General features: G+C 66.9%; 13 protein-coding genes. 7 read left to right on the forward strand and 6 right to left on the reverse strand.

What is annotated here, in order from left to right:
* Positions 1–148 precede the first annotated feature (148 nt).
* The gene (gene ampR, locus ACZK45_RS16670) at positions 149–1,012 is read left to right on the forward strand and encodes a LysR family transcriptional regulator AmpR (RefSeq protein WP_012511908.1); all 864 of its coding nucleotides are present in this window, start codon (positions 149–151) and stop codon (positions 1,010–1,012) included.
* Between the two features lie 73 nt (positions 1,013–1,085).
* Here the strand turns inward: ampR and ACZK45_RS16675 are convergent, their stop codons facing one another.
* Positions 1,086–2,951, reverse strand: coding sequence for an ABC-F family ATP-binding cassette domain-containing protein (locus ACZK45_RS16675; protein WP_346484967.1), 1,866 nt, complete (start codon positions 2,949–2,951; stop codon positions 1,086–1,088).
* A gap of 336 nt (positions 2,952–3,287) precedes the next feature.
* Here ACZK45_RS16675 and ACZK45_RS16680 point away from each other — a divergent pair, with 336 nt between their 5' ends.
* Both ACZK45_RS16680 and ybaL read left to right on the forward strand, forming a co-directional pair.
* Positions 3,288–5,675, forward strand: coding sequence for a TonB-dependent receptor plug domain-containing protein (locus tag ACZK45_RS16680; protein ID WP_478444940.1), 2,388 nt, complete (start codon positions 3,288–3,290; stop codon positions 5,673–5,675).
* A gap of 256 nt (positions 5,676–5,931) precedes the next feature.
* The gene (gene ybaL, locus ACZK45_RS16685) at positions 5,932–7,629 is read left to right on the forward strand and encodes a YbaL family putative K(+) efflux transporter (protein ID WP_180868515.1); all 1,698 of its coding nucleotides are present in this window, start codon (positions 5,932–5,934) and stop codon (positions 7,627–7,629) included.
* A gap of 397 nt (positions 7,630–8,026) precedes the next feature.
* On the opposite strand, the gene ACZK45_RS16690 is transcribed toward ybaL, so the two are convergent.
* Entirely contained in the window at positions 8,027–9,313 is a 1,287-nt protein-coding gene (locus ACZK45_RS16690; RefSeq protein WP_032128543.1) for an O-acetylhomoserine aminocarboxypropyltransferase/cysteine synthase family protein, read from the reverse strand.
* A gap of 181 nt (positions 9,314–9,494) precedes the next feature.
* On the opposite strand from ACZK45_RS16690, the gene ACZK45_RS16695 reads away from it, so the two are divergent.
* The 3 genes from ACZK45_RS16695 (at position 9,495) to ACZK45_RS16705 (ending at position 12,459) form a co-directional block, all read left to right on the forward strand.
* Entirely contained in the window at positions 9,495–10,232 is a 738-nt protein-coding gene (locus tag ACZK45_RS16695) for a winged helix-turn-helix domain-containing protein (RefSeq protein ID WP_125892767.1), read from the forward strand.
* On the forward strand, positions 10,229–11,518 hold the full coding sequence (locus ACZK45_RS16700; RefSeq protein WP_478444941.1) for an ATP-binding protein: 1,290 nt from the start codon (positions 10,229–10,231) through the stop codon (positions 11,516–11,518). The genes ACZK45_RS16695 and ACZK45_RS16700 overlap by 4 nt, the downstream gene beginning before the upstream one ends.
* 140 nt (positions 11,519–11,658) lie before the next feature.
* The gene (locus ACZK45_RS16705) at positions 11,659–12,459 is read left to right on the forward strand and encodes a MipA/OmpV family protein (protein ID WP_253145662.1); all 801 of its coding nucleotides are present in this window, start codon (positions 11,659–11,661) and stop codon (positions 12,457–12,459) included.
* A gap of 72 nt (positions 12,460–12,531) precedes the next feature.
* Here the strand turns inward: ACZK45_RS16705 and clpB are convergent, their stop codons facing one another.
* On the reverse strand, positions 12,532–15,117 hold the full coding sequence (gene clpB, locus ACZK45_RS16710; RefSeq protein WP_478444942.1) for an ATP-dependent chaperone ClpB: 2,586 nt from the start codon (positions 15,115–15,117) through the stop codon (positions 12,532–12,534).
* A 181-nt stretch (positions 15,118–15,298) separates the two neighbouring features.
* Positions 15,299–16,120, reverse strand: coding sequence for a DUF3014 domain-containing protein (locus ACZK45_RS16715; protein WP_125892758.1), 822 nt, complete (start codon positions 16,118–16,120; stop codon positions 15,299–15,301).
* Between the two features lie 170 nt (positions 16,121–16,290).
* Here ACZK45_RS16715 and ACZK45_RS16720 point away from each other — a divergent pair, with 170 nt between their 5' ends.
* Positions 16,291–17,001 carry a glutathione S-transferase gene (locus ACZK45_RS16720; protein ID WP_478444943.1) on the forward strand — a complete coding sequence of 237 codons (711 nt, stop codon included), beginning with the start codon at positions 16,291–16,293 and terminating at the stop codon, positions 16,999–17,001.
* Positions 17,002–17,080: 79 nt separating this feature from the next.
* On the opposite strand, the gene ACZK45_RS16725 is transcribed toward ACZK45_RS16720, so the two are convergent.
* Complete coding sequence (locus ACZK45_RS16725; RefSeq protein ID WP_032128551.1) at positions 17,081–18,685, reverse strand: SulP family inorganic anion transporter; 1,605 nt, start codon at positions 18,683–18,685, stop codon at positions 17,081–17,083.
* 685 nt (positions 18,686–19,370) lie between these two features.
* Positions 19,371–21,089 (reverse strand): thiamine pyrophosphate-dependent enzyme, encoded by a 1,719-nt coding sequence (locus ACZK45_RS16730; RefSeq protein ID WP_346484957.1) that lies wholly within the window; start codon positions 21,087–21,089, stop codon positions 19,371–19,373.
* Positions 21,090–21,136: the final 47 nt, after the last annotated feature.

Below are 21,136 nucleotides of genomic sequence, written 5' to 3' on the forward strand. Positions count from 1 at the left end.
ATTGAAGCCTCGCACGCAGGCGACCAGCGCGAAAAATCAGCGGGAGGCATTAGCTGGATTAATGGCTGTCGCAATCAACCCCTTAATTCTCCTGAACTGGGCGCGAGGCAGGTAGGATCAGCCATCATCCTGGCTCACGACTACTCCGATGCTGCACCCTACCCTGCCGCTGAACGCCCTGCGTGCCTTCGAGGCGGCCGCACGCCACCAGAACTTCACCCGTGCCGCGCTGGAGCTGTGCGTCAGCCAAGCCGCGCTGAGCCACCAGATCCGCGGGCTGGAGGACCGGCTCGGCATCCGTCTGTTCCATCGCCTGCCGCGCGGCGTGGCGCTCACCGAGGAGGGCGCGGCGCTGTATCCGGTGCTCAACGAATCGTTCGAGCGCATCTCGGCCAGCATCGCGCGCTACACCGGTGGCCCGGCCCGTGAAGTACTGACGCTGGGCGTGGTCGGCACCTTCGCCACCGGTTGGCTGCTGCCACGGCTGGCTGCGTTCGAGGCCGCGCACCCGGACATCGAGCTGCGACTGCAGACCCACAACAACCGCATCGATCTGGCCGGCGAGGGCCTGGACCTGGCGATCCGCTTCGGTGATGGCGACTGGCAGGGCCAGGCCTGCACAGCGATCCTCGACGCGCCGTTTGCACCGCTGTGCGCACCAGCATTGGCGCGGCGGCTCAAACAGCCACGCGACCTGGGCACCCTGCCCCTGCTGCGCTCCTACCGCAGCGACGAATGGCCGCGCTGGCTGCAGGCGGCAGGAGTGAGTGGCGTGGAAGCCCGCGGGCCGGTGTTTGATTCGTCGTTGACGGTGGCGATGGCCGCGGTGGGTGGTGCCGGCGTGGCGCTGCTGCCGCTGCGCATGTTCGAGCAGGAACTGGCCGAGGGTCGCCTGCTGCAGCCATTCAGCACCACGCTGGAGCTGGGGCGCTACTGGCTCACGCGACTGCGCTCGCGTGCCGAGCGTGAGCCGGCGAAGCGGTTCCGCGAATGGCTGCAGGCACAGGGATGAAAAAGGGGACGGAGGGGATTAAGTCGTTTGTGTCACTAACGACTTAATCCCCTCCGTCCCCTTTTTTGCGTGATCAGGACTCCAGCAGCTCCATCCACGTCGCTTCGGCTTTTTCCAGCTGCGCGGCGGCGGTTTCGCGATCGCGGCCAAGCACGGCCATGCGGGTGGCATCGGCGTAGTTGGCCGGGTCGGCCAGCTGGCGGTCGAGCTCGGCCAGAGCGCTTTCCAGTTCGGCCACCTTGGCTTCGGCGGCGGCCAGCTTGTGCGGGTTCACCGGCTTCTTCTGCACCACCTGAGCCACCGGCGCGGTCTTGACCACCACCGGCTCTTCCACCTGTTCCATGCGCGCCTTGGTGCCCTGCGCCTGCGGGCGGGTGCGCAGCCAGGCCGCGTAGGCGTCGAGGTCGCCGTCGAACGGCTCGACCACGCCATCGGCCACGCGCCAGTAGGTATCGCAGACCAAGCCGATCAGATGGCGGTCATGCGAGACCATCACGATCGCGCCTTCGAAGGTGGCCAGTGCTTCGGCCAGCGCTTCGCGCATTTCCAGGTCAAGGTGGTTGGTCGGTTCGTCCAGCAGCAGCACATTCGGCTGCTGCCAGGCGATCAGCGCCAGCGCCAGGCGCGCGCGCTCGCCGCCGGAGAAACCATCGACCGGCTCGAACGCGCGGTCGCCCGGGAAGTTCCACTTGCCAAGGAAATCGCGGAACGACTGGTTCGGTGCGTCCGGCGCGATCTCGCGGAAATGCTCCATCGGCGACTGGCCTTCGTGCAGCGACTCCACCGTGTGCTGGGCGAAGTAGCCGATCTTCAGGTCCGGGTGCGCCATGCGCTCGCCGACGATCGGTGCCAGTTCACCCACCAGGGTCTTCACCAGCGTGGTCTTACCGGCACCGTTGGGGCCGAGCAGGCCGATGCGCTGGCCCGCTTCCAGGCCGAAGCCGACGTTGTGCAGGATCACCGCGTCCTTGCCGTAGCCGGCCTCGACGTGGTTCAGGCGGATCAGCGAGAACGGCAGCTTGGCTGGCGGCGCGAACTCGATGCGGAACTCGCGCTCGGCACGCACCGCTTCGGTGCCGGCCAGCTTGGCCAGGCGCTTCATGCGGCTCTGCGCCTGCGCGGCCTTGCTGGCCTGCGCCTTGAAGCGGTCGATGAAGCTCTGCAGGTGGGCACGCTCGGCCTGTTCCTTCTCGTGCGCGATCTGCTGCTGGCGCAGCTGTTCGGCGCGCTGGCGCTCGAAATCAGTGTAACCGCCCGGATAGAGCTTGGCGCCGCCACCGTGCAGGTGCAGGGTGTGGGTGGCCACGTTGTCGAGGAACTCGCGGTCATGCGAGATCAGCAGCAGGGTGCCGGGATACTTCAGCAGCCACTGCTCCAGCCAGTACACCGCGTCCAGATCCAGGTGGTTGGTCGGTTCGTCCAGCAGCAGCAGGTCGCTGGGCATCATCAGCGCGCGGGCCAGGTTCAGGCGCACGCGCCAGCCGCCGGAGAACGAGGACACCGCGCGGTGGTGGGTCTCTGCCGGGAAACCGAGGCCGTGCAGCAGCTTGCCGGCGCGCGCTTCGGCGTCGTAGGCATTGAGCTCGGCCATCTTCGTGTGCGCCTCGGCCACCGCTTCCCAGTCTTCACGGGCGGTCGCCTCGGCCTCGGCGGCCAGCACTGCGGCCACCTCGATGTCACCGCCGAGCACGAAGCTCAGCGCCGGGTCGGGCAGCGACGGGGTTTCCTGGGCGACGCTGGCGATGCGCACCTTGCCGGGCAGATCGACGTCGCCCTTGTCCGCCTCCAGCTCGCCCTTCACCGCCGCGAACAGGCTGGACTTGCCAGCACCGTTGCGGCCGACCACACCCACCCGGTAACCGGCGTGCAGGGTCAGGTCGACATTGGACAACAGCAGCCGCTCGCCGCGGCGCAAGGCGAAATTACGAAGGGAAATCATCGGGGGAGGCGTCCATATAACCAGATGGAATGTGCTGGTGAGCACTGTTCCTGCGACGCAATTCTAGCGTTAACGAATACTTGACGCGTCCCGGGATGCGCGGCGGCCGGCGTTCCTCTCTCCCACGTCCTTGCCGCGCGCGTCCCGGGCTCCCTCCCCCGCCAGTGCCGATCCGGGCTAAATGGTTGCTGCTGCAACGTTTTTTCCGATGACCGGCATTTGACACGCACTGAATATCCCGTTAATTCCTGCTTTGCGCACCGCAACAACCGCCGTCCGCCTCACCCCCGTGATGTCGATTCCGGTGCCGCCCCCGCCAACCGGAGCTCCGTCCCGATGACCCGCAAGACCAGCCTGATCGCCGCCGCCGTCGCTGTCGCACTCGGTGGCTCTCCGTTCGTTGCCGCTGCCCAGCAGGCCGGCACCGCCGCCAACACCCTGGACACGGTGATCGTCACCGGCACCCGCGTGGCCGACCGCACGGTGGCCGAATCGCAGTCGCCGATCGACATCATCACCCCCGAAGCCCTGCAGTCCACCGGCACCAGCGAGCTGGCCACCGCACTGTCGCGCGCCCTGCCCTCGCTGAACTTCCCGCGCCCTGCCCTGACCGATGGCACCAGCGGCGTGCGCCCGGCGCAGCTGCGCGGCCTGTCACCGGACCAGGTGCTGGTGCTGGTCGACGGCAAGCGCCGCCACACCTCGGCGATGATCAACGTCAACGGCAGCATCGGCCGTGGTTCGTCGGCGGTGGACATCAATGCGATCCCGATCGCCGCCATCGAGCGCGTGGAAGTGCTGCGCGACGGTGCGTCGGCGCAGTACGGCTCGGACGCCATCGCCGGCGTCATCAACATCGTGCTCAAGGGCAGCGGCAGTGGCGGCAGCCTGGCGGTGGACTACGGCCAGTACTCGGCCGGTGACGGCAACAAGTACCAGCTCTCCGGCGATACCGGCGTCGAGTTCGGCAACGGCCGTGGCCGCGTGCACGTGGCCGGCCAGATCAGCCAGCAGGACGAAAGCAACCGCGCCGGCCCGTACCGCGGCACCACCCCGAACACCGGCAACTTCCCGAGCATCGGCCAGAAGACCTTCATCGTCGGCGACCCGCGCGTGGATGCGACTGCGGCTTCGGTCAACGCCAGTTTCGATTTCAGTGACCGCGTGACCGGCTACGCCAGCGCGCTGCTCAGCAACCGCGACATCACCTCGTTCGCGTTCTACCGCTCGCGCAACCACAGTGGGCAGAGCCCGCTGCTGGCGCAGACCTACCCGGACGGCTTCGTGCCGGAGATCAACCAGTACTCCAAGGACCGCTCGCTGGTGGCCGGGGTCAAGGGCAACACCGACAACGGCTGGACCTGGGACCTGAGCCTGAACCACGGCGAGAACACCCTCGACTTCCACACCCGCAACAGCATCAACTACAGCCTCGGCGCAACCAGCCCGCGCTCGTTCTACGACGGCACGCTGAAGTACCAGCAGGACATCTTCAATGCCGACCTGACCAAGTCGCTGGACTGGGGCCTGGCCTACCCGGTCACGCTGTCCTTCGGCGGTGAGTACCGCAAGGAAAAGTGGGACCAGAAGCCGGGCGAGCTGAACTCGTACACCGGCAGCGGCGCGCAGGGCTTCGGTGGCTTCACCCCGACCAATGAAGTGCATGCCGACCGCCACAACTACGCGGTCTATGCGGGCCTGGAAGCGGACCTGACCGAGAAGTTCTCGGCCGGCATCACCGGCCGCTACGAGGATTACTCGGACTTCGGCGACCGCTTCTCCGGCAAGCTGTCGGCGCGCTACGCGTTCACCGACAAGGTCGCGCTGCGGGCCACCGCGTCCAGCGGCTTCCGTGCGCCGTCGCTGGCGCAGCAGGGCTACCAGGCGGTCACCAGCCAGTTCCTCAACGGTGTGTTCGTCGAGCGCGGCACCTTCCCCACCACCAGCCCGGCTGCGCAGGCGCTGGGCGCCTCGCCGCTGAAGGCCGAGACCTCCACCTCCTACAGCCTGGGCCTGGTGCTGCAGCCGGTCGACCGCCTGTACATCACCGTCGACGCCTACCAGATCGACATCGATGACCGCATCGCATTGTCGTCCAGCATCACCACCAACACCGCCACCAGCGCGCTGCTGGGCACGCTGGGCCTGCCGCAGGTGACCGCGTTCTCGTACTTCACCAACGGCCTGGATACGCGCACCCGTGGTGTCGATTTCGTGTCCAGCTACACGGTGCCCTTCAGCGCCAGCAGCCTGGAACTGACCGCCGCGTACAGCTACAACGACACCGAAGTGCGCCGCGTCGGCGGCACCCCGGCAGTGTTCGGCACGCTGGGCCTGACCCAGTCGCTGATCGGCCGCGATGAGATCGGCCGCATCGAGGACAGCTATCCGCGCGACAAGGCGATCCTGAGCGGCACCTGGCGTTCGGACCGCTGGGAACTGGGCCTGGCCGCGACCCGCTACGGCAAATTCACCGTGCGCAACTCGGCCACCGCACTGCGCGACCAGACCTATGGCGACGCCTGGGTGGTGGATGCCTCGGCCAGCTACAAGCCGAGCAGCAACTGGACCCTGACCGTGGGCGCCGACAACCTGCTGGACAAGTACCCGGACCGCACCGAAGACCTGCAGAACTCCACCTTCGGCATGCTGCCGTACAGCAACTACTCGCCGTTCGGCTTCAACGGCGCGTACGTATACGGCCGGGTCAAGTACACCTGGTAAGCGGTATTGGTAGCGCCGGGCCATACCCAGCGCCGCTCTGGTAGTGCCGGCCGCTGGCCGGCATCCCCTCGCCGCATCTGGAGGAGAGCCCCTTCTTGTTGAAGGGGCGCGCCGAAGGCGCGGGGTAGAGGAGAAATGCTCCGGCAAACCCAGGGGGCAGGTGCCTTCGCTGCGGGAAGGGATTTGCCCCTGGGTTTGCCGCATTTGGCGCATTAGGTGAAAATCGGGGCATCCCCCCGATTTCCTGCGAGTGCCGATGCACCATGACACCGACCTGATCAACATCGTTGCCGTTGGCCTCGGGCTCGCCTTCATCTTCGGCGCGCTGGCCAACAAGCTCCGCTTGTCTCCCTTGGTCGGTTACCTGGTTGCTGGCATCTGCGTAGGCCCGTTCACCCCCGGCTTCGTCGCCGACCAGGCGCTGGCCAACCAGCTGGCCGAGCTGGGCGTGATGCTGCTGATGTTCGGCGTCGGCCTGCACTTCTCGCTGAAGGACCTGATGGCGGTCAAGGCCATCGCCATCCCCGGTGCCATCGGCCAGATCGCGGTCGCTACCCTGCTCGGCTGGGGCGTGGCCTCGCTGATGGGCTGGCCAGCCCTGCATGGCGTCATCTTCGGTTTCTCGCTGGCCACCGCCAGTACCGTGGTACTGCTGCGGGCGATGGAGGAACGCCGCCTGCTGGAAACCATGCGCGGCAAGATCGCGGTCGGCTGGCTGATCGTGGAAGACCTGGCCTGCGTGCTGGCACTGGTGATGATGCCGGTGATGGCCGGCGTGTTCGGCCCCGACGCGGCCAAGGAATCGCACTCGCTGGGCAGCGTGCTGGCCGACATCGGCTGGACCTTCGTGCAGCTGGGCCTGTTCGTGGCGGTGATGCTGGTGGTCGGGCGCCGGGTCATCCCGTGGATCCTGGAACGCATCGCCGGTACCGGTTCGCGTGAGCTGTTCACCCTGTCCGTGCTGGCGATCGCGCTGGGCGTGGCGTTCGGCTCGGCGATGCTGTTCGGCGTCTCGTTCGCGCTGGGCGCGTTCTTCGCCGGCATGCTGCTCAACGAATCAGAACTGAGCCACAAGGCCGCGCATGATTCGCTGCCGCTGCGCGATGCGTTCGCGGTGCTGTTCTTCGTCTCGGTCGGCATGCTGTTCGACCCCAACATCATCGTGCAGCACCCGTGGCAGGTGCTGGCCACGGTGCTGATCATCATGTTCGGCAAGTCGGCCGCCGCGTTCTTCATCGTGCGTGCGTTCGGCCACCCGACCAGCACCGCGCTGACCATCTCGGCCAGCCTGGCGCAGATCGGCGAGTTCGCCTTCATCATCGCCGGCCTCGGCGTCGCGCTGCAGATCCTGCCGAAGGAAGGCCAGTCGCTGGTGCTGGCCGGTGCGCTGGTGTCGATCATGCTCAACCCGCTGGTGTTCGGGCTGCTTGACCGTTGGCAGGCCAAGCAGGAGCAGTCGCCCCAGGCCGCCGAGCCGGAAGAGGCCACCGGTCCCTCGCGTGACCTGCATGACCATGCCATCGTCATTGGTTACGGCCGGGTCGGCAGCGAGCTGGCGCAGGTGTTGCGCGATCGCGGCGTGCCGGTGCTGGTGATCGATGACAACAAGGAGCACGTCGAACAGGCGCACGCCAAGGGCCTGGCGGCGATCCGTGGTAGTGCTGCTGCCGACCGCGTGCTGGCCGAAGCGCATCCGGAACGCGCGAAGATTGCGGTGCTGGCGATTCCTCAGCCGCTGGAAGCCGGTGAGGCGCTGGCCAAGCTGCGTGCGATCAATCCGGATCTGACCCTGCTGGCGCGTGCGCACAGCGATGCGGAGGTGAAGCATCTGCTGGAACACGGTGCCGATGGCACGGTGATGGCAGAGCGCGAGCTGGCCTATTCGCTGGCCGAGATGGTGATGGCCACGCCGCCGTATCGCGGGCTGGGACAGCACAGTATTCCGGTGGTGTGAGGAGTGTGGGTGCGGCAGGGCTTGCAGCCCTGCACCTGCTGAAGCAACGGCAACGACAAAAGCAAAAGCTGGCATTCCGTGGGATGGCAGGGTGGGTCCGGTTGCAGGGGACGCCGTGAATCCGTCCATGGAGGCTCGGTCGCGCCATCCATGGCGCTCACGCCCCTGCAACCGGGCCCACCCTGCCTTCGACAATTTCCTGCGGCTGTTGGTAGGTGTCGACCTTGGTCGACACGGCGGTGCATCTGACCCCGGAAACAAAAAAATCCCCGGTCGACCCGCATCGACCGGGGATCTGGATCGCCACGTTGCCATGCCTTGGAGAGGCAGTTCCACCGTAGCGCATCGCGGTGCCGGTGGTGATCGCCTGTGGCGATGACGACCAAGCGTGCGGCTATCAGGCGCCAGCCAGGGCCTGCTCCAGGTCGGCACGCAGGTCGCCGATATGCTCGATGCCGATCGACAGCCGCACGGTGTCTTCGCTGACACCGGCCTTGGCCAGTTCGGCGGCGTCCAGCTGGCGATGGGTAGTCGAGGCGGGATGGGTGGCCAGTGACTTCGCGTCGCCCAGGTTGACCAGGCGGGTGAACAGCTTCAGCGCATCGAGGAAACGTGCGCCGGCTTCACGGCCGCCCGGCAGGCCGAAGGTCAGTACGCCCGAGCCGTGCCCGCCCAGGTAGCGCTGCGCGGCGGCGTGCTCGGGGTCGTCGGCCAGCCCGGCGTAGCGCACCCAGGCCACCTTTGCGTGTGACTTCAGAAACTGCGCGACAGCCAGCGCGTTGGCGTTGATGCGCTCCATGCGCAGCGCCAGGGTTTCAATGCCCTGCAGGATCAGGAACGCATTGAACGGCGACAGCGCCGCGCCGGTATTGCGCAGCGGCACCACCCGCGCGCGGCCGATGTAGGCCGCCGGCCCCAGCGCTTCGGTATAGACCACGCCGTGATAGCTGGGGTCGGGCTGGTTGAGCCGTGCGAAGCGCTGGGGTTGTGCAGCCCAGTCGAAGCGGCCGGAATCGACGATCGCGCCGCCGAGGCTGTTGCCGTGGCCGCCGAGGTACTTGGTCAGCGAATGCACCACGATATCGGCGCCGTGCTCGAACGGGCGCAGCAGGAACGGCGTGGCCACGGTGTTGTCGACAATCAGCGGCACGCCGGCGGCATGCGCGACCTCGGCAATCGCCGCGATGTCGGTGACGTTGCCACGCGGGTTGCCGATCGATTCGACGAACACCGCCTTGGTGCGTTCGTCGATCAGCGCGGCGAAGGCGGACGGATCGGCCGGGTCGGCGAAGCGCGCCTGGATGCCGTACTGCGGCAGCGTATGCGCCAGCAGGTTGAGGCTGCCGCCATACAGCGCACTGGAGGCCACGATGTTGTCACCGGCCTCGGCAATGGTCTGGATGGCATAGGTGATCGCCGCCTGCCCCGAGGCCAGTGCCAGCGCGCCGATGCCCCCCTCCAGCGCGGCCAGGCGCTGTTCCAGCACGTCGGTAGTGGGGTTCATGATGCGGGTGTAGATGTTGCCGGGCACCTTCAGGTCGAACAGATCGGCGCCGTGCTGGGTGTCATCGAAGGCATACGCCACCGTCTGGTAGATCGGCACCGCCACCGCGCGGGTGGTCGGGTCGGGACGGTAGCCGCCATGCACGGCCAGGGTTTCCAGTTGCCACTGCGGGTCGCTCATTGCGCCAGGCTCCATCCGGGGAAACCGCCACCATAGGCCAGCCAGAACCACGCGCTGAAAGCTGCTGGCGATGACGCCAGTACCACCGGTTATCAGGTTGGCCGCGATTCAGGCAGCCGTCATGGGCCGTTGCTAGGCTTCGCCGCCGGGCGCTCCTGCCCGGGCACGGAGGCCCAAGCGCATGCAGTCATCCCCCTGGACACCCGCCGCCAGCGGCTCGCCGACCCCGGTGCTGCTGGTGGAGGACGACCGCCGCCTGGCCGAACTGGTCAGCGACTACCTGCACGAACATGGCTTCGCCGTGCAGCATGTGGCCCGTGGCGACCTCGCCGGTGCGGCCTGCCGCCAGCACGCGCCGGAACTGGTGGTGCTGGACCTGATGCTGCCCGGCCTTGGCGGCATCGATGTATGCCGGCAGATCCGCAGCTTCTCCGATGTGCCGATCCTGATGCTGACCGCCTGCGAGGACGACATCGAACAGGTGCTGGGCCTGGAATCGGGCGCCGACGACTATGTGCACAAGCCGATCGAACCACGCCTGCTGCTGGCCCGCCTGCGCGCCCTGCTGCGCCGCCGCCATGGCAGCGGCAACACCGGCACGCCCAGCCGGCTGATGCATGGGCAACTGCTGATCGATCGCATGCAGCGTGAAGTGCATCTGCACGGTGCGGCGGTGGATGTGGGCACCACCGAGTTCGAGATCCTGTGGCTGCTGGCCAGCCAGCCGGGGCAGATCCTGTCGCGTGACCAGATCCTGCAGGCGGTGCGCGGCATCGGCTTCGACGGCCTGGACCGCAGCGTTGACGTCTGCATCGGCAAGCTGCGCCGCAAGCTCGGCGACGATGCGCGCGAACCCCGGCGGATCAAGACCGTGTGGGGGCGCGGCTACCAGTTCAATCCTGCGGCCTGGTCGGAATGAAGCGGCTGTTCCTGTGGCTGTGGTTCGTCACCGGCGCCTGCTTCCTGGCCTCGGTGTTCTTCCTCAACCACATCCTGGACGGCATCTACACGCCCGTGCAGGATCGCGTCTTCGTCCAGCAGGTGCGTGGTCAGGTGTACGCCCTGCGCAGTGGCCTGGCCGGCCTGGATGCCGACCAGCAGCGTGAGCGCCTGCAGCAGTGGCAGCCACACTACGGCATCGCCCTGACCCTGCTCGACAAACCTCCCGCACTCGACGCGCAGGAACAGGTGGCCGTGAAGGCCGATGGTTTCATCGTGCGCGATCAATACCAGCAGGTCCTGCTGCCCATCGAGGGCAGCGATGGCCGCTGGCTGCACCTGCGCCTGCCTGGCGCGGTGCAGATGACGACGTACATGACCATCGCCGCCTACCTCAGCATCCTGCTGCTGGTGGGCGCCAGCCTGTACGCCTGGGTGCGCCTGCTCTGGCGCGACCTGGACGCGCTGCGCGTGCATGCAGACCGCATCGGCGCCGGCGATCTGCAGGCGCGCGCGCAGGTTTCGCCACGCTCGCAGATCCGCGTCATCGTCGACCATTCCAACCGCATGGCCGCGCGCGTGGCCGAGCTGGTGCAGCGCCAGCGCGACCTCACCCATGCCATATCGCACGAACTGCGCACGCCCATCGCGCGCGTGGCCTTCGGCCTGGACCTGATGCAGGACAGCGACGATCACGAACGCCGTACACGGCTGGCACAGGGGCTGCACGGCGACCTGGCCGAACTCAACCGGCTGGTCAGCGAACTGCTGGCCTATGAGCGTCTGGAGCATCCCGGCGAAGGCGAGCCGATGCAGCGCATTGAAGCCAACGACTGGCTGCAGGCCTGCCTGGCCGATGCACGCCGTGATGCCGAACGAGCCGGCGTGGTCCTGCGCGTGCAGCCCAGTGCGTTGCCACGGGTGGATGCCGAACCGCGGCTGCTGCAGCTGGCGCTGAGCAATCTGGTGGGCAATGCGCTGCGCCACGCGCGTTCGCAGGTGGAAGTGTCGCTGGTCAGTTTCGGCGGCCGCGCGTGCCTGCGCGTGGATGACGACGGCCCGGGCATCGCCGAGGCCGACCACGAAAAAGTAATGCGCCCGTTCACCCGCCTGGATGACAGCCGCAGCCGCGATACCGGCGGCTTCGGGCTGGGCCTGGCCATCGTCAACCGCATTGCAGCCCGCCACGGTGGCGAGCTGCGCATCAGCCGCTCCACGCTGGGTGGCGCGCGTCTGGAAATGCACTGGCCGCTGGCTGCCAGCTGAACGCCCACGGGCGCCATTACAGTTGATTACAACTCCCGCACAACTGCGGAGGGATCGGTCGCCGGCATATCGCCACGCTGGCGACCCTGCAGCACTCGCCGGATGCGCGCGCTGCTTTCCTCCCATTGTCGAGAGATTCCATGTCCCAGCTTCGCCGTTCCCCCACCCTGCTCTGCCTGGCCCTGCTGCCGCTGTTCGCCGCGCCGATCGCCCACGCCAAGGATGACCACTGGACCTTCGAGCTCGCCGCTGGTGGTGGCGTGACGCCGCGCTACAGCGGCAGCGAGGAATACCGCGCGACGCCGTCGCTGTCGTTCGATGTCACCTCGCCGGGGGGCTGGTTTCTGGGCACCAGTGGCATCGGTTGGGGCACGTCCATTGGCGAGCACACCCGTATGCGTGCCTACGTCGGCGCCAGCGGCATCCGCCGCGACAAGGACTCCCTGCTCGGCGGTTCGGACTTCCTGCGCGGCATGGGTGATATCGATACCCGTCCCCTGGTCGGTGTCTCGGCTGGTTATACGCTGGGCGAAGCCGTGCTGAGCGGCTCCTGGCAGTTCACCCGCAAGGACGAGGACAAGGCCGAGAACGGCCTGGCTACCCAGCAGATCCATCTGAATCTGAGCATGCCGCTGTTCGACCTGGCCGGTGGCGTGGTCAGCGGCAGTGTTTCCACCGACTACGGCAATCGCGGTTACATGCAGACCTGGTACGGCGTCAGCCCGGAACAGGCGGCGCGCACCGGCTTTGCCCAGCACACGCCGAAGGCTGGGCTGGTCAGCGCCGGTCTTGGCCTGAAATGGAGCCACCGCGTGGGCCGCAATGGCAACTGGTACATCTCGGCCGAAGGCACGCGCCTGCTCGGCGATGCGGCCGACAGCCCGATCGTGCAGAAGGCGAACCAGTTCGGCTTGATGAGCGGCTATACGCACCGCTTCTGAGTGAGCGCCGGGCATGGCCCGGCGTACTCCGCAGGAAACGGGGCGCTGCGGTCAGGCAGCGCCCCGATGGACTCACGCCTTGGCGAACACCAGGTGGCCGCCGTCGTTGCCGACTTCGATGGTGTCGCCGTTGACGAAGGCGCCGGACAGGATCTGCTGCGCCAGCGGGTTCTCCAGCTGTGCCTGGATTGCACGCTTCAACGGGCGTGCGCCGTACACCGGATCGAAACCAACGTTGCCAAGCAGGTCGAACGCTGCATCGGACACCAGCAGCTTCAAACCACGTTCGGCCAGGCGCTTTTCCAGCCCACGCATCTGGATGCGCGCGATCTGCTTGATCTGCTGCTTGTCCAGCGGGTGGAACACCACGATGTCGTCCAGGCGGTTGATGAACTCCGGGCGGAAGTGCGCCTGCACCACGCCCATTACCGCCGCCTTCATCTGCGTGTAGGCCTCCGGGCTGTCATCAGCGCTCATGTCCTGGATCTGGTGCGAGCCCAGGTTCGAGGTCATTACGATGACGGTGTTGCGGAAGTCCACGGTGCGGCCCTGGCCATCGGTCAGGCGGCCATCGTCCAGCACCTGCAGCAGGATGTTGAACACATCCGGATGCGCCTTCTCCACTTCGTCCAGCAGGATCAACGAATACGGACGGCGACGCACGGCCTCGGTCAGGTAGCCACCCTCTTCGTAACCGACGTAGCCCGGGGGCGCACCGATCAGGCGGGCGACGCTGTGCTTCTCCATGAACTCGCTCATGTCGATGCGGATCATCGCGTCGGCACTGTCGAACAAGAACTCGGCCAGCGACTTGCACAGCTCGGTCTTGCCGACGCCGGTCGGGCCGAGGAACAGGAACGAACCGGCCGGGCGATTCGGATCGGACAGGCCCGCACGCGAACGGCGCACGGCATCGGAGACGACCTTGATCGCTTCCTCCTGGCCGACCACGCGGTTGTGCAGCACCTCTTCCATCCGCAGCAGCTTGTCGCGCTCACCTTCGAGCATCTTGTTGACCGGAATGCCGGTCCAGCGCGACACGACCTCGGCGATCTCCTCGTCGGTGACCCGGTCCTGCACCAGCTTGAAGTCCCTGTGTTCGGCTTCCTGCGCAGCGGCCAGCTGCTTTTCCAGCTGCGGCAGCAGGCCGTACTGGATCTCGCTCATCTTGGCGAAATCCTGGCGGCGCTGCGCGGCTTCCAGCTCCAGCTTGGCCTGTTCGACCTGCTCCTTGATCTTGGTCGCACCCTGCAGCGCTGCCTTCTCCGACTTCCAGATTTCATTGAGGTCGGAGAACTCACGCTCCAGCGCATCGATGTCGCTCTCCAGATCGGCCAGGCGCTGCCGCGAGGCTTCGTCCTTTTCCTTCTTCAGCATCTCGCGCTGGATCTTCAGCTGGATCACCCGGCGTTCCAGGCGGTCCAGCTCCTCCGGCTTGGAGTCGATTTCCATGCGCAGGCGCGAGGCCGCCTCGTCCATCAGATCGATGGCCTTGTCCGGCAGCTGGCGGTCGGTGATGTATCGGTTGGACAGCGTCGCAGCGGCGACGATGGCCGGGTCGGTGATCTCCACACCGTGGTGCACCGCGTACTTTTCCTTCAGCCCGCGCAGGATCGCGATGGTGTCTTCCACCGACGGTTCGCCCACGAAGACCTTCTGGAAGCGGCGCTCCAGCGCGGCGTCCTTTTCGATGTACTTGCGGTACTCATCCAGCGTGGTGGCGCCCACGCAGTGCAGCTCGCCGCGTGCCAACGCCGGCTTCAGCATGTTGCCGGCATCCATCGCGCCGTCGGCCTTGCCGGCGCCGACCATGGTGTGCAGCTCATCGATGAACAGGATGATCTGCCCTTCGCTCTTGGCCAGGTCGTTGAGCACGCCCTTCAACCGCTCTTCGAACTCACCGCGGAACTTGGCACCGGCAATCAGCGCGCCCATGTCCAGCGACAGCACACGCTTGCCGCGCAGGCCCTCGGGCACTTCGTCGTTGATGATGCGCTGGGCCAGGCCTTCGACGATCGCGGTCTTGCCAACGCCAGGTTCGCCGATCAGCACCGGGTTGTTCTTGGTCCGGCGCTGCAGCACCTGGATCGTGCGGCGGATTTCCTCGTCACGGCCGATCACCGGATCGAGCTTGCCGCTCTCGGCGCGCGCGGTCAGGTCGATGGTGTACTTCTCCAGCGCCTGCCGCTGTTCCTCGGCGTTCTCCGACTGCACGTTCTCGCCGCCACGCAGCTTGTCGATCGCAGCCTGCAGGCGGGTCTTGTCGGCACCGGCGGCGCGCAGCGCCATGCCCAGCGTGCCGCCGTCGTCCAGCGCCGCCAGCACGAACCACTCGCTGGCAATGAAGGCATCGCCGTTCTGCTGGGCCAGCTTGTCGGTCTGGTTCAGCAGGCGCCCCAGGTCATTGCCCATCGAGACGTTGCCGGCCTGGCCGGACACCTTCGGCAGTGCATCCAGCGCCTCGGTCAGGCGCTCGCGCAGCACCGGCACGTTCACCCCGGCCTGGGCCAGCAGCGGGCGCGTGCTGCCGCCCTGCTGGTCCAGCAGCGCGCTGAACAGGTGAACCGGTTCGATGATGCTGTTGTCGCGGCCCACGGCCAGCGACTGTGCGTCTGCCAGCGCCTGCTGGAAACGCGAGGTGAGCTTGTCCATCCGCATTGCGAATCCTCATCGGTCATCAGGGCCGGCCCGCGCCGGCGATGCTGGAAAGATGCGGTTGCCCCACCCCGTTTCAAGGGTGACTGCGACTGCACCCCGAGGCCAGTCAGCCTGCGGCCAGCATGCCGGAACGGGTGTGGTCGGCGCGTTGATCCCGATCAGTTCCGCGCGGTGGAAGGGTTCAACGGGTGATCGCGCTGCGGATCGCCCGCAGCTGCTGCTTGACCGCCCGCGCCTGCGCCGGATCTATACGCAGCAGGGCCTTCTGCCCGATCGAGCGTGACTGCAGGGTGGGATCGACGAAGCGATAGCGGCCCCGTTCGTCGCGCTGCACCAGCGGCGCCTGGGCCAGTTCCGGGGTCTCCAGCAGGTGGTCGATCACCGTGACCAGACGGTCGTTGAAATAGCCCTCGGGCCGGCCAAGGTCCACGTAAGCCTGCTGGATCAGCGGATAGAAGCGCTTGTAGGCGGTAGCCGTTGCCGCCGGGTCGAGCGCGGCAAATGCCTGCACGTAGGGCGCATAGCGCGCCGCATTGGCTGCGGCGATGCGTTCGCCGCCCTCACCCGCCTCGACCTGCAGGTTGCCCGGCAGCGGGCGCGCGGCCAGCGCGGTCGGCGGCACGCTGGGCTTGTCCAGGTTGTCGACCTGGGTGACCAGGCGCTGGATCAGGTGGTCGCGCAGCAGCAGGGTCAGCGGCCCTTCGCCCTGGAACAACTGGCTCAGCGCGCCCCAGGCCGCCGCATCGCTGTCGGCCAAGTTCGGCAGTGCTGGATCAGCGGCCGCCTCTGTCTCCAGCGGGTGCCTGATCGGTGGAGGTGCCGGGGCCGGTTGCTCGGCCGTCATTGGCTGTGGAGGTGCGGCGCTGCTGGCGGGAGTGGATTGCACCGGCACCGAGACTCCGTCCGCCAGGCTCTTCAGCTGGTCGCGGAACAGCCAACCGCCCGCGCCACCGATCACCACCACGCCCAGCACCCAGGGCCATACCGCCTTTCCACTCTGCATGATGCAGCACCTCGTTTTCACACGCATGGAGAAGGTGTGACCCCCCGTGTCGGCGAGGGTTCCCCCTTCGTTCGGCTGCGGTTTGGGTTGGGCAGGACCTGCAGCCATGCTCACGCCTGCTTTGCACGACGCGCGCGAGGCTGTTGCTCTTGTCGTGTGGAGACACTGCCATGCAGTACGCGCTGTATTACTGGACCGGCATCCAGGGCCGTGGCGAGTTCGTGCGGCTGGCGCTGGAAGATGCCGGTGCCGACTACATCGACATGGCGCGGGTGCACGGCGATGCAGTGATGCAGCCGTTTCTCGATGGCAGCAGTGAAGGTGCGCAGCCCTTCGCGCCGCCGTTCCTGAAGGCCGGTCGCCAGGTCATCGCGCAGGTCGCGGCAATCCTGGATTTCCTGGGCCCGACGCTGGACCTGGTGCCACAGGCAGCCTCGCGGCGGATACAGGCGCTGCAGTTGCAGCTGACCATCGCCGACCTGGTGGCCGAGGTGCATGACACCCACCATCCGATCGCTGCATCGAAGTACTACGAAGAGCAGAAGACCGAGGCCAAGGCACGTGCCGCGTCGCTGCGCAGCGAACGGCTACCGAAGTTCCTCAGCTACTTCGAGCAGGTGCTGGCGGCCAACGGTGGCCGCCATGCACTGCGCGAGCACTCGTATGTGGATCTGTCGCTGTTCCAGCTGCTGAGCGGGCTGAACTACATGTTCCCACGCCGCATGCAGGCACTGGAACCGACCCTGCCCCTGCTGCGCGCGCTGCAGGAGCGGGTGGCGAAACGACCCAACATTGCCTCCTATCTGGACTCGGAACGGCGATTGCCGTTCAACACCAACGGCATCTTCCGCCACTACCCGGAACTCGATGGAGAGCGGTAGTGCCGGCCGCTGGCCGGCAGCTGCACGCTACGTCCGAGGTCCATGAGGATGCCGGCCAGCGGCCGGCACTACTCTGGGGTCAGCTGTTTTCACCCAGCGGCTTCACCGCCTGCTTCTGCAGTGACAGCAGGCCCAGCAGCAGCGCCAATGCCACGTAGGCGCCGGCGAACTGCCAGCTGATGATGCGCGCCAGGCCGTCCAGATCCCACGGCAGGTAGATGCCACCGCGCGGGTCCACCGAGTGGATCAGGCCGAACAGGGTCAGCACCGCCGCCACCAGCAGGAAGCCGCAGGCGCGGCGCAGGCGGCCATCAACCATGGCCGCCACCGCAGAGATCCACAGCATCGAGGTGATGATGAAGCCATTGCCGAGGGTGAAGATCACCGCCAGCTCAGGCAATCCGTGGCCATCGAGCTTGGTCAGCAGCTGCGGCAGCTGGTCCGGTGCGATCCAGCCTGGCGCCTTGATCGCCAGCAGGTACGCTACCGACGGCAGGAAACCGAACACCATCGCGCCGGTATGGTGGCGCGGCGTGGCCTGGAAGGCCTGGGTGGTGATGTCGATGGCCACGTACACGATGATCGGTGCCAGCACCGCCAGCGGCAGCCACTGCACCAGCCCGGAGATGATGCCGAGCATGCCGCCGATGCCGACGAACAGGCCGGTCAGCAGCGTGTAGCCGCTGCGCGCGCCCATGTGCTTGTAGGCCGGCTGGCCGATGTACGGTGTGGTCTGCGCCACGCCGCCGCAGACACCGGCCACCAGCGTAGCCACCGCTTCCACCAGCAGGATGTCGCGGGTGCGGTAGTCATCACCAGCGGCGCGTGCGCTTTCGGACACGTTGATGCCACCGACCACCATCAGCAGGCCGAACGGCAGCAGCAGCGGCAGGTAGGTCATCGCGGTGGGCAGGCCGTCGAGGAAGCCCAGCGTCGGCAGCGGCAGCACCACCTGCGGCGGCACCCACGCCGGCACGTGGAAGCCCGGCGCGCCCAGACCGGCCAGGCCCAGCCCGTAATACAGCACGGTGCCGAACACGAAGGCCAGCAGCACGCCCGGGCCACGCACCGGCAGCTTGCCCTTGGCGATCAGCACATACAGCAGCAGGCCCAGGGTGGTGAAGCCGACCAGCGGCGAGCGCAGCGTTTCCAGCAGCGGCAGCAGGCCCATCAGCACCAGCGCGATGCCGGCGATGGAACCCAGCAGCGCGGCCCGCGGCAGCGCGCGGGTGACCGCTTCGCCGAAGAACGACAGCACGAACTTGAGCACGCCCATGATGACCAGCGCGGCCATGCCCAGCTGCCAGGTCGCGATACCCGCGGCATGCGGGTCCATGCCCTGCTGCTTGAAGGCGATGAAGGCTGGGCCGAGCACCAGCAACGCCATGCCGATGCTGGTCGGTGCATCCAGGCCCAGCGGCATGGCGGTGACATCATCGCGGCCGGTACGCGCGGCCAGCCGGCGGGCCATCAGGGTGTACAGCAGGTTGCCGACCAGCACGCCGAAGGCGGTGCCGGGGAACATGCGGCCGAACACCACGTCGGCGGGGAACTGGAAGATCCCGACCAGGGCCATGGCGATGAAACCGAGGATGGAGAGGTTGTCGACGACCAGGCCGAAGAAGCCGTTGAAGTCGCCGGCGACGAACCAGCGACGCGGTGCGGCGGAAGCGGGAGCGGACATGGAAGGGGCGGTGGGGGTGGGGACCGCCGATGGTAGGCCCAGCGGGGCCCGGGCGCCAATTCCGTCGTGGAATGATGGGTTCCAGTCAACGGCGGGGCCCCCTCGTGGCTGGGTTGGTCGCGGACAGCGATTTCTGGGTAGGGCCGGTCGGGATGGGCTGCGCAGGACACGCCGTAAACCCGTCCCTGGGGGCTCGATGGCGCCATCCATGGCGCCAACGGTCCTGCGCGCCCCATCCCGCCCGGCCCCTGACAGTTTCCCGCGGACTCCAGCCACGGAAGAGAATCAAACGATCAAAAGCAAAGGAAGGCTCTCGTTGTAGCGCCAAGCCCATGCTCGGCTGCCATATGCGAAGCCTCTCAGCCGAGCATGGCTCGGCTCTACCGAAGATCATTCCGATCATTCTTTCGTTCATCCACGCATGGCGTGGATCTACCGTGTCGACCAAGGTCGACACCCACCAGTGCAATATGCCGTTCCGACAGATCGCAGGAGACTGTCGAGGGCGGGGTGGGTCCGGTTGCGGGGGCGTGAGCGCCATGGATGGCGCGACCGAGCTTACATGGATGTACTTGCAGCGTCCCCCGCAACCGGACCCACCCCGCCATCCCTCAGGAAACCCGCTTCTGCTCTGGCTCCGGCTCGTAGCGGGTGCAGGGCGCAGCCCTGCATCAAACCCACCCCGTTACTTCTTCAGGAAGTTGTCCACCAGCAGATGCTTCACGTCGTCGAAGCGGCCGTTCAACACCGCCTTGGCCGCATACAGCGCGGTACCGGCCACCTGCTTGGCCTCGATCTGCGGCGGCATCACCAGCTCGGCGCGGCTGGTATGCACGTCCAGCAGCGCCGGGCCGCGCTGCGCCAGGAAGTCCTGCACCGCCTCCTCCAGATCCTCGCTGCGGGTCACCGTGCGGCCGTGGAAGCCGATCACCTCGGCCAAGCGGCCGAAGTCCGGGTTCTTCAGGTCGGTGTAGTTGTCCAGCAGGCCTTCCACCTTCTGCTCCAGCTCGACGAAGTTCAGCGAGCCATTGTTGAACACCACCACCTTGATCGGCAGGTTCTCCTGCACGGCCGTCAGCAGGTCGCCCAGCAGCATCGCCAGGCCGCCATCGCCGGACAGCGAAATCACCTGCCGGCCGGGGAACGCCTTCTGCAGGCCCAGTGCCTGCGGCATTGCATTGGCCATCGTGCCGTGCAGCAGGCTGGTCAGCGTGCGGCGGCGACCGTTGACGCGGATATGCCGCAGCACCCAGACCATCGGCGAGCCGCCGTCAGCGGTGAACAGCGCATCGTCGCTGGCGTACTTCGACAGCAGCGCGGTCAGATGCTGCGGGTGGATCAGCTCGCCCTCGCCCGGCTGTTCTTCCTGCTCGCGCTTCTTCAGCGCCTTGTCGCGACGTTCGATACATTCGTCCAGGAAACTGCTGTCCTCGCGCGGCGGCAACATCGGCAGCAAGGCATCCAGCGTCGGTGCGATGTCACCGACCACGCCCAGGTTCACCGGGTGGCGGCGGCCGAGATGGCTGCCATCGCGGTCGACCTGGATGATCGTGGCCTTGTCCGGGTAGAACTGGCCCCAGGCGAAGTCGGCGCCGAGCAGCAGCAGCGTGTCGCACTCCATCAGCGTGTGGAAGCCGGATTCGATGCCGAAGATGCCGGTCATGCCCATGTTGTACGGGTTGTCCGGCTCGACGAAATCCTTGGCGCGCGAGGTGTGCGCCACCGGCGCCTGCAACCTGCGCGCCAGTTCCAACAACTGCACGTGTGCACCCTGGCAGCCGGCGCCGGCATAGATGCCGATGCGCTTGCCCTGCCCCAACAACTCGGCAATACGCTGCAGTTCCGCGTCGGAGGGGCGCAGCACCGGCTGGGTGTAGTGCACCGAGAACGGCACATCGTGCTTCACCTCGGCCTCGCTGATGTCAGCCGGCAGGATCACTACGGCGACGCCGCGACGGCTGATCGCGGCCTGGCAGGCCAGCGCCACCACGCGTCGCGCCTGTTCGGCACTGTGCACCTGCTCGCAGAACACCGTGCAGCTGCCATACACCGCCTTGAAGTCCACTTCCTGCGGGAACTCCATGCCCAGCTCGCTGGTGACGATCTGGCTGGCGATCAGCACCATCGGCGCGCGGTTGCGATTGCTCTCGAAGATGCCATTGATGAAGTGCAGGCCACCGGGCCCACAGGAACCGGCGCAGGCGGTCAGTTCGCCACTTACCAGCGAATCGGCACCGGCGGCGAATGCGGCCACTTCCTCATGCCGTACGTGCACCCAGGCGATGTCACTGCCATGCATCGCATCGGTCACATGATTGAGCGTATCGCCCACGATGCCGTAGCAACGGCGGACACCAGCCTGCCGCAGGGCGTCCACCACGATTTCGGCCACGCGCTTGCTCATCGGATACATCCTCGAACGGGGGAACATCCGAGGCTAGACCCGATGAA

This window comes from Stenotrophomonas sp. 63632_Sma (assembly GCF_056482875.1).